Annotated in this window: 25 protein-coding genes, 1 tRNA gene, 1 pseudogene and 1 riboswitch; of the genes and pseudogenes, 10 read left to right on the top strand and 17 right to left on the bottom strand. The window is 74.0% G+C overall.

What is annotated here, in order from left to right:
• The first annotated feature begins 47 nt into the window (after nucleotides 1–47).
• The 4 genes from istA to QA634_RS12400 are packed head-to-tail and all read left to right on the top strand — an operon-like array spanning nucleotide 48 to nucleotide 3635.
• A complete protein-coding gene (gene istA, locus QA634_RS12415) occupies nucleotides 48–1331 on the top strand; it encodes an IS21-like element ISMtsp8 family transposase (RefSeq protein WP_012290058.1) in 1284 nt (427 codons plus the stop codon).
• Nucleotides 1328–2203, top strand: coding sequence for an IS21-like element ISMtsp8 family helper ATPase IstB (istB, locus tag QA634_RS12410; protein ID WP_012290057.1), 876 nt, complete (start codon nucleotides 1328–1330; stop codon nucleotides 2201–2203). Before istA ends, istB begins: the two co-directional genes overlap by 4 nt.
• Entirely contained in the window at nucleotides 2175–3419 is a 1245-nt protein-coding gene (locus tag QA634_RS12405) for an RHS repeat domain-containing protein (RefSeq protein ID WP_012332312.1), read from the top strand. Before istB ends, QA634_RS12405 begins: the two co-directional genes overlap by 29 nt.
• Nucleotides 3420–3422: 3 nt before the next feature.
• Nucleotides 3423–3635 carry a DUF7336 domain-containing protein gene (locus QA634_RS12400; protein WP_012332311.1) on the top strand — a complete coding sequence of 71 codons (213 nt, stop codon included), beginning with the start codon at nucleotides 3423–3425 and terminating at the stop codon, nucleotides 3633–3635.
• Nucleotides 3636–4106: 471 nt separating this feature from the next.
• Here the strand turns inward: QA634_RS12400 and QA634_RS12395 are convergent.
• The 4 genes and pseudogenes from QA634_RS12395 to QA634_RS12380 form a co-directional block, all read right to left on the bottom strand.
• A pseudogene (locus QA634_RS12395) lies at nucleotides 4107–4846 on the bottom strand (IS5 family transposase).
• Nucleotides 4847–4949: 103 nt separating this feature from the next.
• Nucleotides 4950–5735, bottom strand: a complete 786-nt coding sequence (cobM, locus tag QA634_RS12390) for a precorrin-4 C(11)-methyltransferase (protein ID WP_012332310.1) — start codon at nucleotides 5733–5735, stop codon at nucleotides 4950–4952.
• Entirely contained in the window at nucleotides 5732–6265 is a 534-nt protein-coding gene (locus QA634_RS12385) for a cobalamin biosynthesis protein (protein ID WP_083784664.1), read from the bottom strand. The genes cobM and QA634_RS12385 overlap by 4 nt, the downstream gene beginning before the upstream one ends.
• On the bottom strand, nucleotides 6244–7488 hold the full coding sequence (locus QA634_RS12380; protein WP_012332308.1) for a bifunctional cobalt-precorrin-7 (C(5))-methyltransferase/cobalt-precorrin-6B (C(15))-methyltransferase: 1245 nt from the start codon (nucleotides 7486–7488) through the stop codon (nucleotides 6244–6246). Before QA634_RS12380 ends, QA634_RS12385 begins: the two co-directional genes overlap by 22 nt.
• Between QA634_RS12380 and QA634_RS12375 the strand changes: the two genes are divergently transcribed.
• A complete protein-coding gene (locus QA634_RS12375; RefSeq protein ID WP_012332307.1) occupies nucleotides 7487–8248 on the top strand; it encodes a cobalt-precorrin-6A reductase in 762 nt (253 codons plus the stop codon). The genes QA634_RS12380 and QA634_RS12375 overlap by 2 nt on opposite strands.
• Here the strand turns inward: QA634_RS12375 and cobJ are convergent.
• From cobJ to QA634_RS12320, 11 genes are all read right to left on the bottom strand, one after another.
• The gene (gene cobJ / locus QA634_RS12370) at nucleotides 8215–9066 is read right to left on the bottom strand and encodes a precorrin-3B C(17)-methyltransferase (RefSeq protein ID WP_012332306.1); all 852 of its coding nucleotides are present in this window, start codon (nucleotides 9064–9066) and stop codon (nucleotides 8215–8217) included. The genes QA634_RS12375 and cobJ overlap by 34 nt on opposite strands.
• A 14-nt stretch (nucleotides 9067–9080) precedes the next feature.
• On the bottom strand, nucleotides 9081–9869 hold the full coding sequence (locus QA634_RS12365; RefSeq protein ID WP_012332305.1) for a precorrin-2 C(20)-methyltransferase: 789 nt from the start codon (nucleotides 9867–9869) through the stop codon (nucleotides 9081–9083).
• A complete protein-coding gene (locus tag QA634_RS12360) occupies nucleotides 9869–10501 on the bottom strand; it encodes a precorrin-8X methylmutase (RefSeq protein ID WP_012332304.1) in 633 nt (210 codons plus the stop codon). Before QA634_RS12360 ends, QA634_RS12365 begins: the two co-directional genes overlap by 1 nt.
• Nucleotides 10498–11769, bottom strand: coding sequence for a nitrite reductase (locus QA634_RS12355; protein WP_012332303.1), 1272 nt, complete (start codon nucleotides 11767–11769; stop codon nucleotides 10498–10500). Before QA634_RS12355 ends, QA634_RS12360 begins: the two co-directional genes overlap by 4 nt.
• A complete protein-coding gene (cobN, locus tag QA634_RS12350; RefSeq protein ID WP_012332302.1) occupies nucleotides 11766–15065 on the bottom strand; it encodes a cobaltochelatase subunit CobN in 3300 nt (1099 codons plus the stop codon). Before cobN ends, QA634_RS12355 begins: the two co-directional genes overlap by 4 nt.
• Nucleotides 15065–15253: a hypothetical protein gene (locus QA634_RS12345; RefSeq protein ID WP_043701130.1), complete on the bottom strand. Its 189-nt coding sequence runs from the start codon at nucleotides 15251–15253 to the stop codon at nucleotides 15065–15067. The genes cobN and QA634_RS12345 overlap by 1 nt, the downstream gene beginning before the upstream one ends.
• Nucleotides 15254–15328: 75 nt before the next feature.
• Nucleotides 15329–16363 carry a cobalamin biosynthesis protein CobW gene (gene cobW / locus QA634_RS12340; RefSeq protein ID WP_012332301.1) on the bottom strand — a complete coding sequence of 345 codons (1035 nt, stop codon included), beginning with the start codon at nucleotides 16361–16363 and terminating at the stop codon, nucleotides 15329–15331.
• On the bottom strand, nucleotides 16360–16716 hold the full coding sequence (locus QA634_RS12335) for a DUF1636 family protein (RefSeq protein WP_012332300.1): 357 nt from the start codon (nucleotides 16714–16716) through the stop codon (nucleotides 16360–16362). Before QA634_RS12335 ends, cobW begins: the two co-directional genes overlap by 4 nt.
• Entirely contained in the window at nucleotides 16713–17438 is a 726-nt protein-coding gene (locus QA634_RS12330) for a CbtA family protein (protein ID WP_012332299.1), read from the bottom strand. The genes QA634_RS12335 and QA634_RS12330 overlap by 4 nt, the downstream gene beginning before the upstream one ends.
• Before the next feature lie 79 nt (nucleotides 17439–17517).
• Nucleotides 17518–17694 carry a CbtB domain-containing protein gene (locus tag QA634_RS12325; protein WP_012332298.1) on the bottom strand — a complete coding sequence of 59 codons (177 nt, stop codon included), beginning with the start codon at nucleotides 17692–17694 and terminating at the stop codon, nucleotides 17518–17520.
• A 30-nt stretch (nucleotides 17695–17724) separates the two neighbouring features.
• A riboswitch (cobalamin riboswitch) is annotated at nucleotides 17725–17920 on the bottom strand.
• 131 nt (nucleotides 17921–18051) lie between these two features.
• Complete coding sequence (locus tag QA634_RS12320) at nucleotides 18052–19221, bottom strand: MFS transporter (RefSeq protein WP_012332297.1); 1170 nt, start codon at nucleotides 19219–19221, stop codon at nucleotides 18052–18054.
• Nucleotides 19222–19318: 97 nt separating this feature from the next.
• Here QA634_RS12320 and QA634_RS12315 point away from each other — a divergent pair, with 97 nt between their 5' ends.
• Genes QA634_RS12315 through cobO form a run of 3 tightly spaced genes read left to right on the top strand, consistent with a single transcriptional unit; the run spans nucleotide 19319 to nucleotide 21440 of the window.
• Nucleotides 19319–20257: a LysR family transcriptional regulator gene (locus tag QA634_RS12315; RefSeq protein ID WP_012332296.1), complete on the top strand. Its 939-nt coding sequence runs from the start codon at nucleotides 19319–19321 to the stop codon at nucleotides 20255–20257.
• A gap of 41 nt (nucleotides 20258–20298) precedes the next feature.
• On the top strand, nucleotides 20299–20832 hold the full coding sequence (gene cobU, locus QA634_RS12310; RefSeq protein ID WP_012332295.1) for a bifunctional adenosylcobinamide kinase/adenosylcobinamide-phosphate guanylyltransferase: 534 nt from the start codon (nucleotides 20299–20301) through the stop codon (nucleotides 20830–20832).
• Nucleotides 20833–20834: 2 nt separating this feature from the next.
• Entirely contained in the window at nucleotides 20835–21440 is a 606-nt protein-coding gene (gene cobO / locus QA634_RS12305) for a cob(I)yrinic acid a,c-diamide adenosyltransferase (RefSeq protein ID WP_012332294.1), read from the top strand.
• A 63-nt stretch (nucleotides 21441–21503) separates the two neighbouring features.
• On the opposite strand, the gene QA634_RS12300 is transcribed toward cobO, so the two are convergent.
• Nucleotides 21504–22358 (bottom strand): outer membrane protein, encoded by an 855-nt coding sequence (locus QA634_RS12300; protein ID WP_012332293.1) that lies wholly within the window; start codon nucleotides 22356–22358, stop codon nucleotides 21504–21506.
• Nucleotides 22359–22516: 158 nt separating this feature from the next.
• Here QA634_RS12300 and QA634_RS12295 point away from each other — a divergent pair, with 158 nt between their 5' ends.
• Nucleotides 22517–23974, top strand: a complete 1458-nt coding sequence (locus QA634_RS12295; protein WP_012332292.1) for a cobyric acid synthase — start codon at nucleotides 22517–22519, stop codon at nucleotides 23972–23974.
• A 101-nt stretch (nucleotides 23975–24075) separates the two neighbouring features.
• Nucleotides 24076–24152 (top strand) — tRNA-Arg (locus QA634_RS12290).
• A 230-nt stretch (nucleotides 24153–24382) separates the two neighbouring features.
• Here QA634_RS12290 and hemB read toward each other — a convergent pair.
• Nucleotides 24383–25315: a porphobilinogen synthase gene (gene hemB, locus QA634_RS12285; RefSeq protein ID WP_445928384.1), complete on the bottom strand. Its 933-nt coding sequence runs from the start codon at nucleotides 25313–25315 to the stop codon at nucleotides 24383–24385.
• Between the last annotated feature and the right edge of the window lie 9 nt (nucleotides 25316–25324).

Genomic DNA, 25324 nt, shown 5'->3' with positions numbered 1-25324 from the left:
CGGCCGTCTCACCGAAGCTGGTCCCCGTGGCGGGAGGGAGCGGCGCGGTGGTCAGCCTCGGGGAACTCATGACGATCCTGGACCTCCACCGGCAGGGCCTCTCGGTCACCGCCATCGCCCGCCAGCTCGGCCTCGACCGCAAGACCGTCGCCAAGTACATCGCCCGCGGCCTCGAGCCGCCCGTCTACGGACCGCGATCCCCCCGCGCGCGGGCCACCGACGCCTTCCTGCCCTACCTGCGCGAGCGCCTGGCCGCCTACCCGCAGCTTACGGCCGTCCGTCTCTGGCGCGAGTTGAAGGAGCGCGGCTTCGCAGGGGCCTACACCGCCGTGAAGCGAGCCGTGGCCCTGCTTCGCCCCTCAGCTCCTCTGCCTATCGAGCGCCGCTTCGAGACCCCGCCGGGCGAGCAGGCCCAGGTCGACCTCGCCCGCTTCGAGGTCGTCTTCGCCGACGAGCCGGGCGTGACCCGCATCGTCTGGCTGTTCGCGATGGTGCTGGGCCACTCGCGCTATCTCTGGGCCCGCTTCGTCGTCCACCAGGATCTGCAGACGGTCCTGCGCTGCCACATCGCCGCCTTCCAGGCCCTTGGAGGCGCCCCGCGCGAGATCCTCTACGACCGCATGAAGACCGCCGTGATCGGCGAGGATCCCGACGGCTTGGTCATCTATAACCGCAGCCTTCTCGATCTCGCGCGCCACTACGGGTTCCTGCCGCGCGCCTGCCGTCCCTACCGGGCCAAGACCAAGGGCAAGGTCGAGCGCCCGTTCCGCTACCTGCGCGAGGACTTCTTCCTCGCCCGCTCGTTCCGCAACCTCGACGACCTGAACGACCAGCTGCGGCACTGGCTCGACACCGTGGCCAACGCCCGCCGGCACGCCACGACCAAGCGGATCGTCGCCGACGCCTTCGCGGAGGAGCGCAGCCAGCTGCGGGCGCTGCCGCCCGTGCCCTACGAAGCCGTGCTCAGCCTGGAGCGGCGCGTCACCCACGAGGGCTTCGTCTCGGTGGCGGGCAATCTCTACAGCGTGCCCGACACCACCCGCCGCCGCGCCCTGGAGGTGCACGTGCTGGCCGATCAGATCCGCATCTACGAGGCGGGTGAGCTCGTTGCCTGCCACCTGCCCCTGGAAGGGCGTGGGCTGACGCAGGTCGATCCAGCCCATCGGCGGCCGCGATCTCCCCCGCCCGAGCCACGAGACCCTGCCGAGCCGGTGGTCGTCAGGCGCGCCGGCGACCAGGTCGCGCGTCGCCCGCTGGCCATCTACGACGCCGTAGCCCGCCAACTCGCGGGAGCCGGCGTGCCCAGGACCGACCGGGGAGACGCGGCATGAGCGGAACTGGCGAGCTGATCCCCCCACTGGTCGAGCGGATCAAGGCCACGCTGGTAGGGCTGAAGATGCCGCGCGCCCTGGAGATCGTCGACACCACCGTGCGGCGGCTGGAGCGCGGCGAACTCAGCGCGCTGGAGGCGGTCGATGCCCTGCTGAGCGAGGAGCTGAGCCTACGCGAGAGCCGGCGGGTGAAGACCGCGCTGGTGATGGCGCGGCTCTCGACGGTCAAGACGCTGTCGGGCTTCGACTTCGCCTTCCAGCCCTCGCTCGACCGCACCCGCATCCTGGCCCTGGCCGAGCTGGGCTTCGTGGACCGCTGCGAGGTGCTGCACTTCCTCGGCCCGCCCGGCACCGGCAAGAGCCACTTGGCGGTGGCCCTCGGGGTCGAGGCGGTGAAGGCGGGCCGCAGCGTGTACTTCACCACCCTGGCCGACCTTGTGGGAACGCTGGCGCGGGCCGAGCGGGAAGGAACGTTGCGCGAGAAGATCCGCTACTTCTGCCGGCCGGCGCTGCTGATCGTGGACGAGATCGGCTACCTGCCGGTGGTGCCGGGCGGGGGCAACCTGTTCTTCCAGCTCGTCAACGCGCGCTACGAGCGGGGCGCGATGGTCCTGACCTCGAACCGCGGCTTTGCAGAGTGGGGGGAGGTGTTCGGCGATCCGGTGGTGGCGACCGCGCTGCTGGACCGGTTGCTTCACCACGCCGTGGTGGTGCAGATCGAGGGCTCAAGCTACCGGCTGCGCCAGCACACCGCGCTCATGCCCGAGCACATCCGCTCGAAGGCAGCCCTGCAGGCTCCGCCGCTCGCCCCGCCTCCGCGTCGGCGCGGACGCCCGCCCAAGAATGGAGGTGCTCACCTCGGCATCGCCTGACCGCCGAGCCCGCCGATCTGAGGAAAATTGCGCGCCCGAAATTGCGGAAGGTTCGAAGCCCGTTGACACGCAGACCTACGCCTACCCGGGCGGGTCGAACCGGCTGAGCGGGGTCGGCCAGGGCGGGACGGCGGTGCGCTCGTTCCTCTATGATGCGGCCGGGAACCTGACCGGGGACACGCGCGCGGGCACGGCCTACGCCTACGCGATCAGCGATGCGGGCCGGATCGCGCAGGTGACGGTCGGCGGGGTGGTGAAAGCCAATTACCTCTACGACGGCAAGAACCGTCTGTCGGTGCGCCAGGTGGTGAACAGCACGCCGTCGGGGACGCAGCACCTGATCCACGATGTCTGGGACCACGTGCTGGCGGAGACGGACGGGGCGGGCCAGGCGGTGCGGGAATACGTCTGGGCGGGCGACATCCCGGTGGCGGTGGTGGACAGTTCGGCGGGCGCGGGGAGCCCGACGCTCTTGTGGGTGCACGTGGATCACCTGGGGCGTCCGGAGCTGATGACGGACGCGACGAAGGCGGTGAAGTGGCGTGCGGTGTACGAGCCGTTCGGGGCGGTGTCGTCGCTGACGGGCCCTGCGGCGCTGTCGATGCGGTTCCCGGGGCAGTGGTTCCAGCTGGAGGCCGGGCTGGCCTACAACTGGAACCGGCACTACGATGCCACGACAGGACGGTACACCCAACCCGATCCGCTGGGGCTCAACCAGGGACCGCAGATATCGGCGCTTGCCACGCCTCGCCAGAGCGGCTTCTTGTTGCAAAGCGCGTTCGGGCTGGAAAGCAGCACTGATATTGCGGAGGCAGTGGGCGCGGCTGAGTTAAATTTGCGCGTTACCGGTGACGGAGTAAGCCTATACGGGTACGTTCGCCAGAGCCCGGTTATGTGGACGGACCCAACGGGGCTTAACCCGACTGCTATCGTACCTGCTGTTTGTATGATCAATCCGGGATTATGTGCTGGCGCTGCTGCTGCGGCGGCGGGGGTTATAGGTAAGATCTGTGAGCCTCTCTTCTCCAAGAAAAGTGGCAAAGAGCGCGCCACAGATATTCCAAGCTGGGCCAAAGGACAAAAGCCAAATCCGGGCGAAAGTGGACGAGATTTTGCAGATCGAGTCATGGATGCGCGATACGGAAAGGGAAATTATCCAAAAGGTCCTGGCTCTGAATACAACCAGATCAGGAAATACGGAGATAGGTCGAGGTGAGCTATGAATTCTGTTTTTGTTGTTCATCACACAAGGGAGCTGGAAGGAACGGAGGAGTACAAGTTTATAGGCGTATTCAGCAGCGAAAAAAGCGCTAAAGATGCCGTCTTGAAACTGTCAATGATCGAAGGATTTAGGGAGTATGTAGATGGATTTTCTATCGATCGCTACGAAGTAGATAACATTTCTTGGCAGGAAGGCTTTGTAGAGCAGTAGATTATTTGCAATTGCCTACATGGTTCGGCCTGATGCATGGCGCGAGTGAGCTTGCCCGCAGTAAATTTGTGCGGCTCCTATGGGCGCACGTGGGCCACCTGGGCCGTCGGGGCTGATGACGAAAATGCTTGATGCAATATTATCATGTTTAAAATAATCCTTGAGCTCGTTCGTCTACAACGACAATTGCGTAATATGAAAATTCGAGAAAACGGGCGACAGATAAATATATCGTTTAAAATCTCATGTTGCAAACCTAAAAATATATCTCGAGGAGCTTATGGGACTCATTAGCAAAAAGTCCATGAGCGATTTAAAGAGCGCTATAGGAAGGCTTTCATCGACAATTATTGCCACGGTAGTCTGCGATATATAACTTATAATGAAATGTCTCTTGAATTGAATTCTGTTATTAATTCATGTCGATGATGATGCACCTCAAAAAATATGAGACTCGAGACTCAATCGGCCTCAGACGGCGAAGAGGGCGTCCAGGGCGAGGGTCGAGGCGAAGTGGCGGGCGGGTGCGTGGGAGCGGGTCGCGACGCGCCGGAAGTCCCTGAGGCGGCAGAAGATCGCCTCGACCCGCCAACGGTCACGGTCGCGCCGCGTGTCGAGCCGGATCTTGCGGTCGCGGGTGCCAGGAATGACCACGCCGGTGCCCTGCTCACGCAGTTCACCTCGCAGCCAGGCGGCGGCGTCGCCCGTGTCGGCGATGGGCCGAGACATCCGACCCGGCACCTCGGCCAGCACGGTGGGCGCGGTCCTCACGGCGCCGGCGTTGCCGGAGACGAGGCGGATGCCACACCGGCGGCCGATCACGTCGGTGAGGACGTGGATCGTGGCGGTCGGACCTGCGCGCGGGGCGCCGATCTCCCGGGCGCGGGGCCCTCATTGTCCGCCGGGGCGGCACGCGGAGCCTTGACGGAGGTCGCGTCGCGGGCGGCGGCCTCGCCGGACCCTCCGGCCATGGCGGCCGACCTGAGAGTCCGGAAGCCGGAGCGCGCCCCGCCGTGGAAGCGATGGGAGACCGTGGTCGAGGGACCTTACTCGCCCGGGCAGTCCGTCCAGCGACAGCCGCTCGCGATGCCGTGCACGATGCCCGAGAGAATGGTGCGGTCGTCCTCGCGACGAGCGCCGGGCTGGTTGCCGGGCCTGAACGGCGCGATCGCCCGCCATGGCTCGTCCGACAGCCGGAGCAGCTCCGCCAGAGCCTCCGCTATCCGCGAGGCGCTCGGACTCACATCTCTCCCTTCATCGCAGGATCCTGACCCGGTCGAGACCCTGGCCTGAACGAATCGGACGGGAACCGGGTCACTCCTCCCCGCCGACCGCCCGGACCGCGCCGCCCGGCCGGAAGCGCCGGTCGTAATCCGGCGCGTAGAGCGCGCTCTCGCGAAAATCCTCCGCCCCGAGGGCTCGCCCGACCAGGATCAGCGCCGTGCGGTCGATCCCGGCCCGCGCCACCTGCCCGGCGATGTCGCCGAGGGTTCCGCGCAGCACGCGCTCGTCGGGCCAGGACGCCCGGTAGACCACGGCGGCCGGGCAATCCGCCCCGCAATGCGGGATCAGCTCGGCCGCGACCCGATCGATCACCTGGACCGACAGGTGCACGGCGAGCGTCGCCCCGGTCCGCGCGAAGTCGGCGAGCCGCTCCGTCTCCGGCATCGCCGAGGCGCGCCCGCTCGTGCGGGTCAGCACGACCGACTGCGCCACCTCCGGCACCGTGAGCTCCCGCCCCAGCAGCGCCGCTGCCGCCGCGAAGGCCGGCACGCCCGGGGTCAGGCTGTACGGGATGCCGAGCCCGTCGAGCCGCCGCAGCTGCTCGGCCACCGCGCTGTAGACCGAGAGGTCGCCCGAATGCAGCCGGGCCACGTCCGCGCCCCGCGCATGGGCCGCGCGCATCTCGGCCAGGATCGCGTCGAGGTCGAGGGGCGCGGTGTCGATCAGCCGGGCGCCCGGCGGGCACCAGGACAGGATCTCGGGCGCCACGATCGAGCCCGCGTAGAGGCAGACCGGGCAGCGGGCGATCAGGTCGCGGCCGCGCAGGGTGATGAGGTCGGGGGCGCCGGGGCCCGCGCCGATGAAGTGGATGGTCACGCCGGATCCCCCGTCTCCGCGAGCGCGCAGGTGGCGCCGGGGCTCGCGATCCGCGCCAGGACGAGGCGCCCCTGCGGCCCGACCGCCGCGAGCGCCGCCGCCTCCGCCAGCGAGCCGACGCCGCGCAGGCTCGCGACCCTGGCCGAGTGCGTCACCGCCCGCCGCCCCGCCGCCCGCAACGCCTCGACCGCGATGCCGATCACCGGCACCCCGAGCGCGCCCGCGGCCTCGATCAGGGCGGCGTCCGCCGCCCGGTCGTCCGCCGTCGCGAGCGCCCCGAGCCGGCCCGCCGCGACGCCGGCCCGGGCCAGCGCGTCGCGCACCAGGGCGGCGATCTCCGTCGAGCCGGTCGCGTGCCGGAAGCCGATCCCGGCGATGACCGGCCGCGCGGGCCGCGCCGCGGCCGCGTCCTCGCCCGACGCCTCGCTCCCGCCGCCGGGACCGGAGAGCGGATCGGGCACGCCGCGGACGGCGCATCCGCCGGCCGCGAGATCCTGCCACGCGGCGCTCACGGCTTCGTCGCCGCCCATTGCGTCACCGGCATCGCCGGGCGCCAGCCGCGCATCGTCCCGACCGGCTCCGCGCGGGCGATGGCGATCCGGCGCAGCGTCCCGCCGTGGCGCCGATGGGCATCGATCAGCACCGGCTCACTCTCCAGCGTCACCGCGTTGGCGACGAGGCGCCCGCCGGGCGGCAGCGCCTGCCAGACGCAGGCGACCAGGGCCGGGTCCGAGAGGCCCCCGCCCAGGAACGCCGCGTCCGGCGCCGGCAGGTCGCGCAGGGTCGCCGGGGCGCGGCCCTCCCGCACGGTCAGGTCCGGGACGCCGAGCGCGCGGGCATTGCGGCCGATCCGCGCCGCCCGGTCGGCCCGCGCCTCGAACGCCACCGCCCGGTTCGCCGGGTGGCGCAGGCACCACTCGATGGCGACCGAGCCGGACCCCGCCCCCACGTCCCAGAGCCGCTGCCCGGCAAGCGGCCGCAGGGCCGCGAGCGTGATCGCCCGCACCTCGGCCTTGGTGATCTGCCCGTCGGTCTCGAACCACGCCTCGTCGAGCCCCGGGGCGAGCGGCAGCAGCCGCGCCTCCGGCCCGGCCGCGACCTCGACCGCGACGGTGTTGAGGGGATCGATCTCCGCTTCGCCGAACTGCGCGGCGGTCGCCACGCGCCGCCGCTCCCGCTTGCCGCCCATCGCCTCCAGGACCGTCAGGCGGGAATCCGGGAAGCCGCGCTCGGTCAGGAGCCGCGCGAGCCGGCCCGGCGTCGTCCCGTCCCAGGACAGGGCGAGAAGCCGCGCGCCGGGCTGGAGATGCGGGATCACCCGCTCCAGGGCGCGCCCGTGCAGGGTCAGGCAGGCGCATTCGGCGAGCGGCCAGCCGAGGCGCGACGCGGCGAGGCTGAAGGCGGAGGGCTGCGGGAAGCCGATCATCTCGGCGGCGGGCACGCGCCGGGCCAGCTCCGCCCCGACCCCGTAGTGGAACGGATCGCCGGTGGCGAGCACGCAGGTCGGCCGGCCGCGCCGGGCCAGGATCGCCGCGTAGGCCTCCTGCATCGGGCTCGGCCAGACCAGCGTCTCGGCCGCGAGCGGCGCGGCGAGCGCGAGGTGCCGCGCGCCGCCGACCACCAGCCCGGCCCCGTCGAGGGCGGCCCGTGCCGCGGGCGACAGCCCCGCCCGCCCATCCTCCCCGATCCCGACCACCGCGAGCCAGGGCGACGGGATCGACAGGGAGCCGGGCTCAGGCGAGAAGGCGTCCATGCGCATCCTCCTCCTCGGCGGAACCACGGAGGCGACGGGGCTCGCCCGCCGCCTCGCCGAAGATCCCTCCCTTCGCCCGACCCTGTCCCTCGCCGGCCGCACTGCGGCGCCGGCCGCCGCGCCGGTCGCGACCCGCATCGGCGGGTTCGGGGGAGCGGAGGGACTGGCCGCGTGGCTCCGCGCCGAGGGCGTCGACGCCGTGATCGACGCCACCCATCCCTTCGCGCAGGTGATCTCGCGCAACGCCGCCGAGGCCTGCGCCCGCACGGGCACGCCGCTCCTGGCGCTCCGGCGCCCGCCCTGGGCCGCGGTGGCGGGCGACGCGTGGCACGAGGTCGAGACCGTGGCGCAGGCCGTCCCGGCGCTCGGCGAGACGCCCCGGCGCGTCTTCCTGACGGTGGGCCGCCTCGAACTCGCCGCCTTCGCGGCGGCCCCGCAGCACGCCTACCTGGTGCGCACGATCGAGCCGGTCGGCGACGCCCTGCCGGTCGCGGACCTGACCGCCATCACGGCCCGCGGCCCCTTCGCGGAGGCCGAGGAGCGCGACCTGATGCGGCGCCACCGCGTCGAGGTGCTGGTGACAAAGAATTCCGGCGGCACCGCCACCTACGGCAAGATCGCGGCCGCGCGCAGCCTCGGGCTGCCGGTCGTGATCGTGCGCCAGCCGCCCCTCCCGGCCGTCGCCCGGGTGGCGACCCAAGCGGAGGCGCTCGCCTGGCTGCGGAATCATCGCGCCGCCTCCACGCTGCGCGGCGTGTAGACGAAGGGCGGCGCGCCCTCGCGGGGGATCAGCCGGGTCGCCGAGGCCCCGATGATCACGAGCGTGGCCATGTCGGCGGGCGCCTCGCGGGCCTCGGCGAGGGGCAGGATCCGCACCGCCTCGTCCGGCCGCCCGACCGCGCGGGCGAGGATCACCGGCGTCCCGGGTCCGCGATGCTCGGCCGCGCGCCCGAGCGCCGCGGACAGCTGCCAGGGCCGCGCCCGCGAGATCGGGTTGTAGAGGGCGACCACCAGGTCCGCGCGCAGCACCGCGTCGAGGCGCGCCGTGATCACCTCCCAGGGTTTCAGGTTGTCCGAGAGCGAGAGGGCGCAGAAATCCCCCCCGAGCGGCGCCCCGACCCGCGCCGCCGCGGCGAGCATCGCAGTGATCCCGGGCTCGACCGTGATCGGCAGCGCCCGCCAGGCCGGATCCCCGGCCTCCAGCGCCTCGAACAGGGCCGCCGCCATCGCGAAGACGCCGGGATCGCCCCCCGACACCACCGCGACCCGCCGGCCCGCCGCCGCGAGGGCGAGGGCGTGCCGGGCCCGCTCCACCTCGACCCGGTTGTCGGAGGCGTGCCGCACCAGGTCCGGCCGCTCGGGCACCCGGGCGAGGTAGGGCGCGTAGCCGATCAGATCCTCGGCCTCGGCCAGGGCGGCCGCAGCGGCCGGCGTCAGGTAGCGCGGATCCCCCGGCCCGAGCCCGATCACGCAGACCGAGCCCGCGCGCTGCCCCGGACCGGCCGCGCCCCGGGGATCCGCCCCCCCCGAAGGCGCGCTCGCGGACGAGGCCGGGCTCACCGATGAGGCCGGGCTCATGGACGGGGCCGGCCTCATGGGCGCCGGCCCTCGCCCGGGACCAGGACGATCGAGAAATAGGGCGCGGACTCGTCGGGCTTCTCGGCGAGCGGCACGATCGCCTCGCCCGCCATCGTGCCGCGCTCGACGTAGACCGCCCGCCCGAGCAGCCCCGCCTGCGCCAGGGCCGCGCGCACCTTCGGCAGGTGCCGCCCGAGCTTCATGATCACGGCCGCATCGGTGTCGGCGAGGCGCCGCGCCAGGACCGGGCCCGGCAGCGTCGCCGGCAGCACCGTCAGCACGTCGTCGCCCCAGGTGATCGGCGTCCCGGCCCGCGTCCAGCAGCCCGACATCCCCGTCACCCCGGGCACCACCTCCACCGGGAAGCGGTCCTTCAGCCGCCGCCACAGGTGCATGAAGGAGCCGTAGAAGAACGGATCGCCCTCCGACAGGATCGCCACGTCCCGCCCGGCGCCGAGTGCCTGCGCCATCTCGGCCGCCGCCTCGTCGTAGAAGCGGGCGAGCGCGGACACGTAGGTCGGGTCCTCCGGCGGGAGTTCGGTCGTGTACGGGTAGGCGAGCGGCCATTCCCGCGCGGGGTCGCGCACCACCGCGTCGGCGATCGTGCGGGCGTTGCCCCGGCGGCCCGCCTTGCAGAAATGCACGAGGTGATGGGCGCGCTCCAGCACGCGCACGGCCCGCACGGTGAGGTAGTCCGGGTTCCCCGGCCCCATCCCGACGCCGTAGAGCGTGCCGGTGACGGCGGCGAGGGGGCGCTCCTGCGGGCAGGAGGGCGCCGGCGGCGGCCCGGTCAGCGCGTCCATCACTCGACCTCGCTCGCCAGCGCGTTGACCGCCGCCGCCGCCATGGCGCTGCCGCCGCGGCGCCCGCGCACGATCAGGAACGGAACCCGGCCGTCCTCGGCCAGGGCCTCCTTGGACTCCGCCGCGCCCACGAAGCCCACCGGCACGCCGATCACCGCGGCGGGCGGGGCCACGCCCTCGTCGAGGAGTTCGAGCAGGCGGAACAGGGCCGTCGGCGCGTTGCCGACCGCCACCACGGCGCCCGGCAGCCGCGCGCGCCACAATTCCATCGCGGCGGCGGTGCGCGTCGTGCCGAGTTCGGCCGCGAGGCCCGGTACGCGCGGGTCGGCGAGGGTGCAGATCACCTCGTTGCCGGCCGGCAGCCGCGCCCGCGTGACGCCGTCCGCCACCATGCGCGCGTCGCACAGGATCGGGGCGCCCGCCCGCAGGGCCGCCTCCCCGGCGCGCGCGAAATCCGGCGAGGCCGCCACGTCCGCCGGCAGGTCGGTCATGCCGCAGGCGTGGATCATCCGCACCACGACCCGCTCCGCCGCGCCCTCGAAGCGGGACAGGTCGGATTCCGCGCGGATGATCGCGAAGGAGCGCGCATAGATCGCGGCGCCGTCGCGGATATAGTCGAGGCGCGTGCTCATGCGGGCTCCCGGAATGCGTGCCTGAGGTCGGTGGCGGTCTCGGCGCTGTTTAGCCGCTCAAGCACCGCGTCGAAAGGGAGGGTGAGGCGCGGCGCGCCCCCCGCGTGACCGGCGAGCACCACCCCGTAGCGGCCGTCCGGCTGCCCGACGAGGGTGAGGTCGGCCGCGGCCGGATGCGCGCAGCCCTTCGGGCAGGCCGAGACGTGCAGGGTGAGGCCCCGCCGCGCGAGGTCCGGCCGCGCGGCGGCGAGCCGCGCCGCGTCGGCCGAGGCGGCCGTGCCGCCCGAGGCGCAGGCCGGGCGGCCCGGGCAGGCCGCGATGGCCCGCCTTGGATCGCCCGGATCGGTGATCAGGCCGGCCGCCGCGGCCGCCGCGGCGAGGTTCCGCGCCGCCCGCGGGCCCTCCCCCACGAGCATCACGCCGCGCCAGGGCGTCAGCAGGAGGGTGCCGTCCCCGTCGCGGGCGCTCGCCGCGGCGAGCGCGGCGAGCCGGTCGGCGTCGCAGCGCCCGAAGGGCAGTTCGGCGACGAGGCCGACGCGTCCCTCCCCGAGCGGGTGCGGCCCGGGATCGAGCGGCGGCGCGGCCGGCGGCGGCGGGCCCGGCGCGAGCCCGGCGGCGTCGCGCAACGCGCCCCGCGCCGGCGCGTCGAGCGCCCGCATCCGCCGCGCGCCGCTCCCCGCGAGGCCCGCCAGGATCGCCTCCGCGGCGGGCACGAGCCGGTCGGCCGGGACGGGCCGGGTCCAGGCGAGGCCGTCCGCCGCGCCGAGGCCGACCTGGAAGCGCTCGGGTGCCCCGGCATCCGGCCCGCCGAGCCGGCGGACCAGCAGATCCGCCTCGACCGGCCCGACCCCCCAGGCATCGGCCTCCACGGCCACGAGCGTCTTCGCCGGCAGCCCGGCCACGCGCAGCCCGGCCTCCTCCAGGGCCGCGATCACCGCGGCGAGCCCGTCCTCCCGCGCGGCGAGGGGCGAGGCGAGGGTGAGCCGCTGCGGCCCGCCATCCCGCCGCCGGTCGCCGAGCCCGGCCGCGTCGAGCCGCGCGGCGAGGCCCGGATGGGTCTCGGCGCCGACGCCCCGCACCTGCAGGTTGCCGCGCGCCGTCACGTCGATCAGGCCGTTGCCGAAGGCCCGCGCGCCCTCGGCCACGGCCAGGGCCTGGGCGGCGGTGAGCCGGCCGGCCGGCGGGTGGACGCGCACCAGCAGCCCGTCCCCCGTCGGCATCGGCCGGGCGACACCGGGGCACCAGCCGCGGCGGGGGGCCGGGTTCATTCCGCCGCCTCCCGGGATGCGGGGTCCAGGGCGGCGAGCGAGTTGCGCCGGCTCCGCCACAGCCCGCGACGGCGCAGATCCTCGAACCGGTCGAGGATCGCCCGCGCCGCGGCCGGATTCGCCGCCTCGATCGCCTCGCAGGTGGCGAGGTCGCCGATCCAGGCCCCGTAGAGCCGGTCGAGATCGGCGTCGCGCACCGCCTCGGTGGTGGCCGCCAGCACGAAGAGCGCGTCGAGCCCCTGCGCCAGTTCCTGCGCGCCGCGCCAGCCGTGCCGCAGCTGCGCGGCGATCCAGCGCGGATGGGCGAGCCGCCCCCGCACCAGCCGCGCCACGTCCTCGGCGGCCGTCCGCGCCCGGGGCGCCTCCGGCCGGCTCACGTCGAGGCTGTAGAGGGCGGGCGCCGCGCCGGCGAGCGCCGCCGCCGCGGCGAAGCCGCCCATCGCGTCCGCCGCCGCGTCGCCGTCGAGGAGGTCGCGCTCGGCCACGTCGAAGGCGTGCAGGTAGGCATCCGCCGCCGCCACCAGCCCGGCGAAATCGCCCTCCCCGGGCCCCGCCGCCTGCGCGGTGGCGGAGAGGTAGGCCCGGCCCAGATCCTCCCGGCCCGCGAAGGCGCCGTCGAGGGCGAGCCCCGCCGCCCCGGCCCCGTAGCGCCCGGGCGCGGCGCCGAAGACCCGGGCCACCGCCTCGCCGCGCCGCCGCGCCGCCGCGAGCGGGTTGTCCGCATCCTCCTCCTCCCGCGCCGCCACCGCCCGGGCCGCTTGGTCGAGGAGCGCCAGCGCCTCCGGGAACGTGTCGCGGAAGGCGCCCGAGACCCGCACCGCCACGTCGATGCGCGGCCGGTCGAGGAGGGCGAGCGGCAGCACCTCGAACCCGGTCACCCGCGTCGAGGCATGGTCCCAGGTCGGGCGCACCCCCATCAGCGCGAGGGCGTGCGCCACGTCCTCGCCCCCCGTCCGCAGGGTCGGCGAGGCCCACAGGTCCATCACGATCCGCGCCGGGTACTCGCCCTCGTCCTGCAGGTAGCGCCGCACCACCTCGGCGGCGGCCCTCTCGCCGAGCAGGGACGCCGCCCGGGTCGGCAGGGCCCGCGGGTCGAGGGTGGTGAGGTTGCGCCCGGTCGGCAGCACGTCCGCGCGCCCGCGCGAGGGCGAGCCCGCCGGCCCCGGCGGCACGAAGCGCCCGTCGAGCGCCGCGAGCAATCCCGCCCGCTCGCCCTCGGCGCAGCATTCGCGGCCCGCCGGCGCCTGCCCGAACACGTGCAGCCCGTCCCGGATCGTCACCTCGGCGAGGTCGCACAGATGCGCGTCGAGGGCGGGCAGCGCCTCCTCCATCGGGGTCGCCCGGTCGATCCCGGCCGCGTCGAGCAGCCCCGCCTCGTCGGCCCGCTCCAGGATGCCGCGCGCGATCAGCCCGGCCCGGCGCGGGTCGAGGACGCTCGCCGTCGCGTATTCCTCCACGAGCTCCCTCAGGGCCGCGGCCTGCGGGTCGAGCCCGGCCGCGGCGGTCTCGGGCGTGAGGTGCCCGATCGTCACCGCCCCGAGCCGGCGCTTGGCCGGCGCCGCCTCGCCGGGATCGTCGACGATGAAGGGGTAGATCACCGGCAGCGCCCCGACCGCGAGGGCGGGCCAGCACAGGGGCGAGGGCGCCACCGCCTTGCCGGGCAGCCACTCGGTCGTGCCGTGCGTGCCGAGATGGATCAGCGCGTCCGCCTGCTCCCGGAGCGCGAGGTGGAAGGCCAGGTAGGCGTGGCTCGGGACCGCGTCCGGGTCGTGGTAACCCGCCTTGCGGGATTCGGGATCGCCGGCCGCCCGTCCCCGGTCCGGCTGCAGCGCCACGAGCACCTGCCCGATCCGGGCGGCGCGGAACCGGAAGGCCCCCTCCCGCAGCGCCGGATCCTGCTCGGGCTCGCCCCAGGCGGCCGCGAGCGCCTCGCGCGACGGCGCCGGCAGCCGCGCGAGCCAGGCCCGATAGGCGCCGAGCGGCACCGCCAGGGCGGGCGCCTCCTCGGTGAGGCGCCGCATCAGCGCCCCCGGCGCCGGGCGCGGCCCGACCGCGTAGCCCTCCCGCGCCAGCAGGTCGAGGATCGCGACGGCGCTCGCCGGGGTGTCGAGGCCGACCGCGAAGCCCGCCCGCCCTCCCCGCGCCGGGTAGTCGGACAGGACCAGCGCGAGGCGCCGCTCCGCCGGCTTCCGGCGCGCGAGCCGGACCCAGGCGGCCGCCCGCGCGGCGAGGGCCGCGCAGCCGGCGAAATCCGGGATGGCCCGGCGCTGCGTGAAGCCCTCGCTCTCGGACACCTCCTCCTTGAAGCTGATCGGATATCCGGCGAGGCGGCCGTCGAATTCCGGCAGCGCCACCTGCATGGCGAGGTCGGCGGCGCCGAGCCCCCGCCCCGAGGCCGCCCAGGCCGCGCGCGGCGCCCCGACGGTGAAGGCCTGGATCACCGGGCAGGCGGCCGCGTCGAGCACGAAGCGCGCGTCCTCCCGCGCCGAGAAGGCGGTGGCCGCCACCACGATGGCGGGCGGGCGGGCCACGATCGCCTCCCGCAGGGCGGCGACCGCCTCCGGGTCCTTCAGGCTCGACACCGCGACGACGACGGGCGCGAGCCCCTCCGCGTGCAGGGCCGCCGCCAGCGCGGCGGCCGGGGCCGCATCCCCCCCGAGCACGGCCGAGCGGTAGACCAGCACGAGGGCCGTCGCCGCGCCCGGCCACGCGGCCGGCAGGCGCGAGGGCTCCGTCATCCCGCAGCCGGGGCACCACACGAAGCCCCGCGGCAGCGGCCGCGGCGGCTCCGCCCGCACCGGCGCGCCGAGCTCGCCCGCGATCCGCAGCAGCATCCGGCGCAGGTTCTCGGGCCCGCCGGCGCGGAAATAGGCGTCGAGGGTCTCGCGCAGCTCGGCCGGGACCGTGCCGAAGGCGGCGAGCCGCGGATCCGGCCGGTCGTCGCCTGGCAGGATTGCGAGCGGGATGCCGCCGGCCCGGCAGACCTGCGCGACCCGCTCGACGCCGTAGCGCCAGTAATCGAGTCCGCCGAGGCAGCGCACGACCACGAACCGCGCCCGCGCCACCACCTGCTCGGCGTAGAGGTCGACCGAGAGGGGGTGGCGCAGCCGCGCCAGCTTGGCGAGCCGCAGGCTCGGCATCGCCGCGGCGCGGCCCGCCTCCGCCTGCGCGGCCGCGAGGCCGGCGAGGTCCGAATCCGTGAAGGACAGGGCCACCACGTCCCCGGGCGACTGGCCCGGATCCACCGCCGCCTCGCCCTCGTCGAGCGAGACCGAATCGACGCGCAGGAGATGCATCAGGCCCCGCCGGACGGCTGCGCCCCGCGGACGAGGCGCGGGGAGGCCGCCGTGAGGGCGTCGGGGTCGCGGGCGCCCGTCATCACGCGGACCGGGACGCCGCCGACCAGGTCGTCGCGCGCCTCCCGGCGCTCCTGCCAGGCGAAGAATTCCGGCACCGTCCAGCGCCGCGACGCGGGCTCCGACATGGCTCCCCTCCTCAAGGCCCGGGGGCAGCCCCGGGCCCCCGGCAGGGGGCGTCCCGCCCCCTGCCCTCCCGCACCCTACCCCGCCAAGGCCGCCGCGACCGCCTCCCGGTCGAAGCCGGCGAGGCCGATCACCACGAGCCGGCCGTCCCGCGCCTCGCCGGCCCGCCAGGGCCGGTCGTAATGATGCGCGATCCGGCGGCCGACGCCCTGGACCACGAGGCGCATCGGCTTGCCCTCGACCGGGCAGAACCCCTTGATGCGCAGCACCCCGGGCACGTCCGAGGCCCGCGCCACCCTGGCCGCGAGATCCTCCGGCGAGGCCGCCGCCGCGACCGGGACCGCCACGCTGGCGAAGTCGTCGTGGTCGTGGTCCTCCTCGGTCTCGTGGTGGGAGGGGCGCGCCGCCAGGTCGCTCTCGGCCGCGGCGCCGAGACCGAGCAGCACGCGCGGGTCGATCGCCCCGTGCGCGGTCTCGACGAGCTTCACCGCCCGCGGCAGCTGCGCCTCCACGGCGGCGCGCACGGCCGCGCGCGCCTGCGCGTCGAGGAGGTCGGCCTTGTTCATCACCACGAGGTCGGCGCAGAGGAGCTGATCCTCGAACACCTCCTCCAAGGGGTTGTCGTGATCGACCGAGGAATCCGCCGCCCGCTGGGCCGCCAACGCCTCCGGGTCGTCCGCGAAGGCTCCCGAGGCCACCGCCGGACCGTCCACCACCGCCACGACCCCGTCGACGGTCACCCGCGAGCGGATCGCCGGCCAGTTGAAGGCCTGCACCAGCGGCTTGGGCAGGGCGAGGCCCGAGGTCTCGATCAGGATGTGCTCGGGCGGCTCCGGCCGGTCCAGGAGCTTGTTCAGGGCGGGCACGAAATCGTCCGCCACCGTGCAGCAGATGCAGCCGTTGGGCAGTTCCACCACCGCGTCCTCGTCGCAGCCCGGCACGCCGCAGGAGGCCAGCAGCGAGCCGTCGAAGCCGACATCGCCGAACTCGTTCACGATGATCGCGAGCCGGCGGCCGTCATTGTGCTCGACCACGTGGCGCACCAGCGTCGTCTTTCCCGCCCCGAGGAAGCCGGTGACGATCGTGCAGGGGATCTTGGTCAGGAGGGTCATGCGGGCAGCGGGGGGATGCGGGCGACGACGCCCTTGCGGAAGGCTTCCGGACGCTCGCGCCAGGGCACGATCCCGTCCGGGGCCGCGGCGTAGCGCGACAGGCCGTCCCGCAGGATCGCGACGGCGCCCGCCGGATCGAGGTCGCCGTAGACGTAGGTCCAGCGGCCGGGCGCGGCGACCGCCACCGTGCAGGGCCGCTTGCACACCGACAGGCACTCGACGGGCGTGACGCAGACGTCCTCGCCCGCGAAGGCCTCGGACAGCGCCGCGTGGAGCCGGGCGCCGGCCCGCGGCCCCTCGGGCGGATCGGCCTGCGCCCGGCAGGTGGTGCAGACGTAGAGCGTCAGGCTCATCGCGCCCCCTCGGGCCGGCGCGCGACCCAGTCCCAGGCCCAGCCGAAGCCGAGCCCGAGCACCGTCCAGAAGACGAAGCCGATGGCGAGGGAGCGGGCCGCGAACTGCGCCGCCAGGGCCGGCGGCAGCGCGCCGCTCTCGGTGACGTGCGGGCCCCCCCAGACATGCGGCGCGACGATGAGGGCGAGCCCCGCGGCGGTCGCGAGCGCCCCGCCACGGATCACCGCGAGGAAGAGGCCGGACGCGGTCGCGAGGGCCGTCACCAGCCACCAGCCCTGCCGCGCTTCGAGCGCGGCCCCGCCCATGCCGGGAAGCTCCGGCGGCAGGCCGACCGCCGGGGCGAGGCTCGCGGCGATGAAGCCGCCGATCGCGAAGCGCAGCGCCTCGCTGCGCGTGACGGTGCGGCCGGTGGCGAGCAGCACCGCGCCGAGGAGGAGCGCGTAGCCGACGCCGGTCACCAGGGTCGCGAGCGCCGTGAAGGCGAGGCGCGGCAGGCCCGGTGCGGGCTGCCACTCCTCCGCCTCGGCGGCGCCGCCGCCGTGCTGGTGCTCGGAATGGGCGGCGCGCACGATCAGCGCCGGCGCCGGGGCCAGAGCGGCGTGGTTCTCGTAGGTCTCGGCCTCCAGGATCAGCCGGGAGGTCAGCGCGAATTGCAGCCCCGACGCCACGAAAGCGGCGAGGAAGCCCGCGACCAGGGCCGCGGAGAGGAGTCGGATCGTCATCTCGGTCATCCTGCCAACGCGAAGACCGCGCGGCGCCCTCAGGGCGTCGCGCGGGTCATGTCCGCGAGGGTCTCGCGCCCTAATGGCAGGGGAAGTTGTTGGCGTGGCGCCAATCGTGCGCGGCGTTGTGCAGCGCGACGGCGGGCGAGAAGCCCGACGCGAAGATCAGCCCGATGCCGAGAGCGGCGGCGACGCAGACCGCCACGAGGCGTTCGCCGGTCTGGGCGGGAGCGAGGGCACGAAGAGCAGCAACCATGGTGAACTCCTGCCGCCCCGCCGGCGGCGTCGAGAGGAAGGGGTGACGGCAGGTCTCCTGGCTCGCGATGGTGGACCGTGCCCGCCGCCTTCCCGGATCGCTCCAGTGGCCGATGGCGGGCCCGCACCGCTCACAGTTGCGGGGGCAGCCGCGGCTTCCGGGGCTGGCCCCGCTCCGCGTTCCCTTTTCACCTCGTCGCCGAGGCACCGTCGCGGCGGAAGGTAGCGGCTCGGCCCCCCGCGCGCAATCGGCCGGAGGGCGGGTTTCCGGCTATCGCGCCCGCAATCGCACCCGCAACCGCGCGCGATCGCGGCAGGAGCCCCGGCTTCCGTCGCCGCGGGCCGGCCCGATCCGGGCTCAGCAGGCCGCCGGGACGGGGCGCGGACGGCGGTCCCGGCGAAGGGCCACCAGCATGGCGAGGCCCGCCGCCGCCATGGCGGCTCCCGCGAGCGGCACGGCGGGATGGCCGAGCCCCGCGTCGATCACCGCGCCGCCGAGCGCGGCCCCGACCGCGTTGCCGAGGTTGAAGGCGCCGATGTTCATCGCCGAGGCGAGGCTCTGGGCCTCGCGCGCCTCGTTCATCACCCGCATCTGGAGCGGCGGCACCAGAGCGAAGCTGGCGACGCCCCACAGGGGGATCAGGATCGCGACCGCGACCTCCGCGCGCAAGGTCGCGGCGAAGACCAGGAGAAGGGCCACCATCCCGGCCAGAGCCGCCGCGATGGTGCCGTCCACCGAGCGGTCGGCGAGGGCTCCGCCGAGCCAGTTCCCCGCCGCCAGCCCGATTCCGAACAGCACCAGCATGGCGGTGACGGCGCCGGCGGACATCCCCGCCTCGACCTGCAGGATCGGGACGATGTAGGTGAAGACCGTGAACATCGCGCTGAATCCGACCACGGTCAGGCCGAGCGCGGCGAGGACCGGCCCGCGGACCAGCGCGCGCAGTTCCCCGCGCAGGTCGGCGCCGGCCTCGGCCTTCAGGTCCGGCAGGGCGAGGGCGAGCGCCAGCATGGCGAGGACGCCGATTCCCGCGATGCCCCAGAACGCCGCGCGCCACCCGAGCGCCTCGCCGATCCAGGCCGCGAGCGGCACGCCGCCGATGGTGGCGACGGTCAGTCCCGAGAACATCGTCGCCACCGCCGCGGCCCTGCGCTCCGGCGGAACGATCTGCGCCGCCACCACCGCGCCGACGCCGAAAAAGGCGCCGTGGTTGAGCGAGGTGACGAGCCGGGCGGCGACCAGCATCGCGTAGCCGCCCGCGAGGGCCGCCAGGACATTGCCCAGGGTGAAGATCCCCATCAGGCCGACCAGCAGGCGACGGCGCGGGAGGCGCGCCGCCGCGAGCGTCACGAGCGGTGCCCCGACAAGGACGCCGAGGGCGTAGGCGCTGACCACGAGGCCCGCCGCCGGGCTCGAGACGCCGAGATCGCCCGCGATCAGCGGCAGCATGCCCATCGGGGTGAACTCCGTCACGCCGATGCCGAAGGCCCCGACGGCCAGGGCGAGCAGGGCGGGATTGCTCTTCATCGTGATGATCCTCGTCGTTCCGCGACATCAGGTGGCGGAACGGGTCTCGGCGCGGTAGCCGATGGGCGGGACCGAGATCCGTGCGCGAGGCTCACGAATGGGACGGGACGGGGCCGATCGGGCCGGCGAGATGAGCGCCTTCCTGGCAGTGGTCGCGGCCGGCAGCCTCGCCGGAGCGGCGCGCCGGCTCGGCCTGACGCCCTCGGCCGTGAGCCGAATCGTCGCGCGCCTCGAAGCCCGGCTCGGCGTGCGGCTGATCGTGCGGACCACGCGCAGCCTGCGCCTCACCGCGGAGGGCGAGGTCTATGGCCGGGCGGCCCGGCGCATCCTCGCCGACCTCGACGAGACCGAGCGGGCGTTCGCCGACCAGGGCCGGCCGCGCGGACGGGTGCGGGTGAGCGCGGCGACCGCCCACGGCCGGCTCGCGGTCGTCCCGCTGCTTGCCGATTTCGCCGCCCTTCACCCCGAGATCGTGGTCGAGATCGACCTGTCGGACGAACTCGCCGACGTGCTCGGAGGGCGCGCGGACGTGGCGATCCGCTTCGGGCCGCTCGCCGACGGCCCGCTCACCGCGCGGCGCCTGGGCGAGACCGGCCGCACGGTGGTGGCCTCGCCCGCCTACCTCGCCCGCGCCGGGACGCCGCTCGTGCCGGCGGACCTCGCCGCCCACAATTGCCTCGAGTTCAGCTTCCGGCGCGTCGAGCCCGGCTGGCCCTTCCGCGAGGACGGCCGCGATCACCTCCTCGCCGTACGGGGCAACATGCGGGCGAACAACGGCGAGACGCTGGTGCAGCTCGCGCTCGCGGGCGTCGGCGTCACGCGGGTGGGCGACTTCCACATCGCCGACGACCTCGCGGCGGGGCGGCTCGTGCCGCTGCTCGAACCCTTCAACCCCGGGGACCGCGAGGCGATCCACGCGGTGTTCGTGGGCGGCGCCTCGATGCCGGCCCGCCTGCGGGTGCTGGTGGACTTCCTCGCCGAGCGCATGCGCGGGATTGCCGGCTTCGCTCGCGCCCGCGCCGGCTCTGTGCCATAGGCGCGGGCGACGGGTACGCGTGGCTTGGTGGAGAAACCCGGGTGGCGAGTGAACCGGCGGCCCTGCCCCGCCTGACCCTGGTGCTCGGCGGCGCCCGCTCGGGCAAGAGCGCCTACGCGGAACGGCTCGTCCAGGCGCTGCCGCCGCCCTGGCTCTACGTCGCGACGGCCGAGGCCTACGACGACGAGATGCGCGCGCGGATCGCCGACCACCGCGCCCGCCGGCCCGCCGGCTGGGAGACCCGCGACGCGCCCCGCGCCCTGCCCTCCCTGCTCGGCGAGAGCCCGGCCGGCCGGCCGGTCCTGGTCGACTGCCTGACGCTGTGGCTGACCAACGCGCTCCTCGCCGAGGCCGACCTCGCGGCCGAGACGGCGGCGCTGGTCGCGGCCTGCGGGCACCATCCCGGCCCCCTCGTCCTGGTCTCGAACGAGGTCGGGTTCGGGATCGTGCCGGACAACGCCCTCGCCCGCCGCTTCCGCGACGAGGCCGGGCGCCTGCATCAGCGCCTCGCCGCCATCGCCGACCGGGTCGTGCTGGTCGCGGCGGGGCTGCCGCTCGTCCTGAAGGGAGGCTGAGGATGGAGACCGACGAGGCCGCGCGCCACCGCGCCAAGATGGCCAAGCGCAAGGCCGTGCAGGACGCGGAGGTGGCGGGCAAGACGATCGAGAAGGGCCTCCTCATCGTCCATACCGGCCCCGGCAAGGGCAAGTCGACGGCGGCCTTCGGGCTGATGCTGCGGGCGCTCGGGCGCGGCTGGCGCGTCGGCGTCGTGCAGTTCATCAAGGGCGCCTGGGAGACCGGCGAGCGCCTCGCCCTCGACCGGTTCGGGGATCAGGTCGCGTGGCACACGATGGGCGAGGGTTTCACCTGGGAGACGCAGGACCGGGCCCGGGACGTGGCCGCCGCCGAGGCCGCCTGGGCCCAGGCGCTCCGCCTGATGGCGGATGCCGGCCTGCGCCTCCTCATCCTGGACGAACTCAGCATCGCGCTGCGCTACGATTACCTACCTCTCGGCGAGGTGGTGGCCGCGCTGGCCGCGCGGCGCCCGGACCTCCACGTCGTGGTCACCGGGCGCAACGCCAAGCCCGAACTGATCGCCGCGGCCGACCTCGTCACCGAGATGACCCTCGTCAAGCATCACTTCGCGGCGGGCGTGCGGGCGCAGGAGGGGATCGAGTTCTGATCCCCTCCCGGCCTTGCCGCTCATCCGACATCCGCCTCGCGACGCAATCAACCGGATGGCGTATCAGAGGCCGCTGAACTTGTAGCTGAAGCCGGCCCGCACGAGGTTGCCCTCGGTCTGGAAGCGCGAGGTGTAGGAGCCGGGCGAGCCGGCAAGACCGGTGTTGTTGACGAGCAGGTTGCGGCGGCCGAGGTCGTAGTGCAGGTACTCGGCCTTCAGGGTCACCGCGGCGGTCTGGAAGCCGAGCAGGCTCAGCACGTTGAACTTGGCCAGGAAGCTGTCCGCCGGGATCGCGTACTCGATGCCGCCGCCATAGGCGTAGCCGGTCTGGACGTCGCTGGTGCGGCCGGTATAGGCCAGGGCAAGGCCGCCATTGTAGAAGTTCGCCCCCGTCGTCACGTCGCCGAAGGCGAAGCCGCCGAGGCCGAACACGAAGAACCGGTCGAACGCGTAGCCGGCCCGGCCGACCACGGTGCCGAGGTAGTTCAGGCTGTGCTTGTAGGTGCTGACCAGCACCGGAACGGTCGGGCTCAGGTAGCCGCGGTTCTTCTCGATCGCGGTCCAGGACACGTCCGCCTGGACGCCGACCACGAGGCCGTTGCCCGGCGTGAACTGGTAATTGTAGCCGATCCCGCCGCCCACGTTGGCGAAGCCGTCGACCTCCGCGAAGGTGGTCGGGGTGCGCAGGAGCGCCGCCACGTTGGCCTGGTTGAAGGCGGTGTTGCCGACCGTGGTGATGCGCTGCCGCTCGGTGAAGACGTAGTCGGTGTGCAGTCCGGCGTAGAAGCCCGTCCAGGTGAAGACCGGCACGGCGGCGAAGACCGGCGGCGGCGCCGCGCGGAGCGGCAGGTCGGCGGCCCCGGCGGCGCCGGAGAGGAGCGCCAGGGCGGCGCCGGTCAGGAGGGCGGTCTTCGTCATCGGCGCGGATCCGGGTTGTTCGCAGAACTACACCCAAAGATAGAGTGAAGCGTGGCCGCAGCCTATGGCCATCCTGCCACAGGGCCCGCTCAAGTCGCGCGCTTCTGGTCCGCCGGCGGCTCTGGTAAGGCGGCGCTTTCCCCGCGCGAGGGCCGCCGATGAATGCCCGCACCCTGATGATCCAAGGCACGGGCTCGGACGTGGGCAAGTCGCTGATCGTGGCCGGGCTCGCCCGGGCCTTCACGCGCCGGGGGCTGAGGGTGCGGCCCTTCAAGCCGCAGAACATGTCGAACAACGCCGCGGTGACGGCGGAGGGCGGCGAGATCGGCCGCGCCCAGGCCCTGCAGGCGCGGGCGGCCGGCGTGGCGCCCTCCGTCCACATGAATCCCGTCCTGCTCAAGCCGCAATCCGAGACCGGCGCGCAGGTGGTGGTCCAGGGGCGCCGGGTCGGCACGGCCCGGGCCCGGGAGTACCAGGGCTGGAAGCCGCGCCTGATGGCCTGCGTGCTCGACAGTTTCGGGCGCCTGCGCGCGGAGGCGGACCTCGTCCTGGTCGAGGGGGCGGGCTCGGCCTCGGAGGTGAACCTGCGCGCGGGCGACATCGCCAATATGGGCTTCGCCCGCGCGAGCGGGACGCCGGTGGTGCTCCTCGGCGACATCGACCGCGGCGGCGTGATCGCGAGCCTCGTCGGGACGCGGGCGGTGCTCGACCCGGAGGACGCGGCGATGGTCCGCGGGTTCCTGGTCAACCGCTTTCGGGGCGATCCGGACCTGTTCGCGGACGGGATGGCGCTGATCGCGGCGCGCACGGGCTGGCCGGCCCTCGGGCTGATCCCGCACTTCCCCGAGGCGGCCCGCCTGCCGGCGGAGGACGTGCTCGGGCTCAGGGGCGCGGAGCGGCCGGGCGGGCGCGTCGTGGCGGTGCCGGTGCTGCCGCGCATCGCCAATTTCGACGATCTCGACCCGCTGCGGGCGGAGCCGGGCGTCAGCGTGGTGCTGGTGGCGCCCGGCCGTCCCCTCCCGGCCGAGGCCGACCTCGTCCTGCTGCCGGGCTCGAAGACCACGATCCCGGACCTGATCGCCTTCCGGGAGCAGGGCTGGGACATCGACCTCAAGGCGCATGTGCGCCGCGGGGGACGGGTGCTCGGCCTCTGCGGCGGCTACCAGATGCTCGGCACGCGCATCGCGGACCCGCACGGGATCGAGGGCGAGTTGCCCGAGATCGAGGGTCTCGGCCTCCTCGACGTCGCGACCGTGATGACCCCGGACAAGCGGCTCGCCCCGGCCGAGGGCGTGAGCCTGCCGGACGCGACCCCTTTCCGCGGCTACGAGATGCATCTCGGCGAGACGCGCGGCCCCGACGCGGCCCGCCCGCTGCTGCGGCTCGCGGATGGCCGGCCGGACGGGGCGGTCTCGCCCGACGGCCTGGTCTGCGGCACCTACGTCCACGGGCTGTTCGCGGATGACCGCCAGCGCGCCCTCTGGCTCGGCCGCCTCGGGGCGGCGCCTTCCGGCGCCTCCTACGAGGCCGGCCTGGACTCGACGCTCGACGCGCTCGCCGACCACCTGGAGCGCCACGTCGATCTCGACCGGCTGCACGCCCTGGCGGCCGGCTGAGGGCCGCGCCCGGCCGGCGCCTCGCCGGCGCCCCCGGCCCGGGCCGGCGCGTCCCTTGACCGCGGGCTCCGGCCGTGGTGTGTCGACCTGCACCGGCGCCCGGCCCCGTAGCTCAGCTGGATAGAGCAGCCGCCTTCTAAGCGGCAGGTCGTAGGTTCGAGCCCTACCGGGGTCGCCACTCGAATGCTGCGCGACAGGGCCATGCCCATCCCCGCCGGTGAACGGCCATCCGGCCCGGACAATGACGTTACGTGACCCGCGTCGTCGCCCGGGGGGTCGAATCCGGGGGCGCCCGACGCCGCCTCTCCGTTGCCTCCACCGCCGACACGCCGCGGGGAGCACAGCAGATCGGGCAGCGACCCGCCTGCGGGGCGCCTCTCGGGCGAGGCAATGCGCCCGCCCGGGCCGTCAGGACAGACCGATCCACCCGTCCTTCACGGCACGGTGCGCATAGTAGCTCACGATCAAGGTCGCACCGGCCCGTTTCATGGCCAACAGGCTTTCACGGACCGTCGCCGCTTCATCGAGAGCGCCGGCATCGGCCGCGAACTTGATCATCGCGTACTCGCCGCCGACCTGATAGCTGACGAGCGGCAGGGGCGTGCGGTCCCGCAACCGCGTCAGCACGTCGAGATAGGCCAAGCCTGGCTTCACCATGAGCATGTCGGCGCCCTCGGCCTCGTCCAGCAGCGACTCGAGCAAGGCCTCCCGCCCGTTCGCCGGATCCATCTGGTAGGACGAGCGGTCCCCGATCGGCTCGCAGGCCGCCGCCGCGCGGAAGGGACCGTAGAACGCCGACGCGAACTTCGACGAATAGGCCAGGATCGGCGCGTCGTGATGGCCCCCCTCGTCCAGCGCACGGCGGATGGCAGCGACCTGCCCGTCCATCATCGCCGAGGGAGCCACCATGTCGGCCCCTGCCTCGATGGCGACCCGCGCTTGGCGACCGAGGTTGGTCAGCGTCGCATCGTTGTCGACTTGCCCCTCACGATAGACGCCGCAATGGCCGTGATGCGTGTATTCGCAGAAGCAATTGTCGGTGATCACGATCAGATCAGGGACTTCCCGCTTGGCGATCCGCACCATCCTCGCCATGAGACCGTTCGGGTCCCAGGTGTCGCTGCCGTGGGCGTCCTTACGATGCGAGATTCCGAATAGTATCACTGCCCTGAGGCCGTCCGCGGCAAGTCGCGCGATCTCCCGGGCCAGCATTCGCTCGGGCACGCGCGTGATCCCGGGCATCGTCGGGATCGGGATCGGGTCCGTGATGCCCTCCTCCACGAACACCGGATAGATGAGGTCGTGCGAGGACAGGCTGGTTTCGCGCACGAGCGACCTCATCGCCGACGT

The organism is Methylobacterium sp. CB376 (assembly GCF_029714205.1).
In the GTDB taxonomy this organism is placed as follows: Bacteria; Pseudomonadota; Alphaproteobacteria; order Rhizobiales; family Beijerinckiaceae; genus Methylobacterium.
This window is presented reverse-complemented; position numbering and strand designations above follow the sequence as displayed.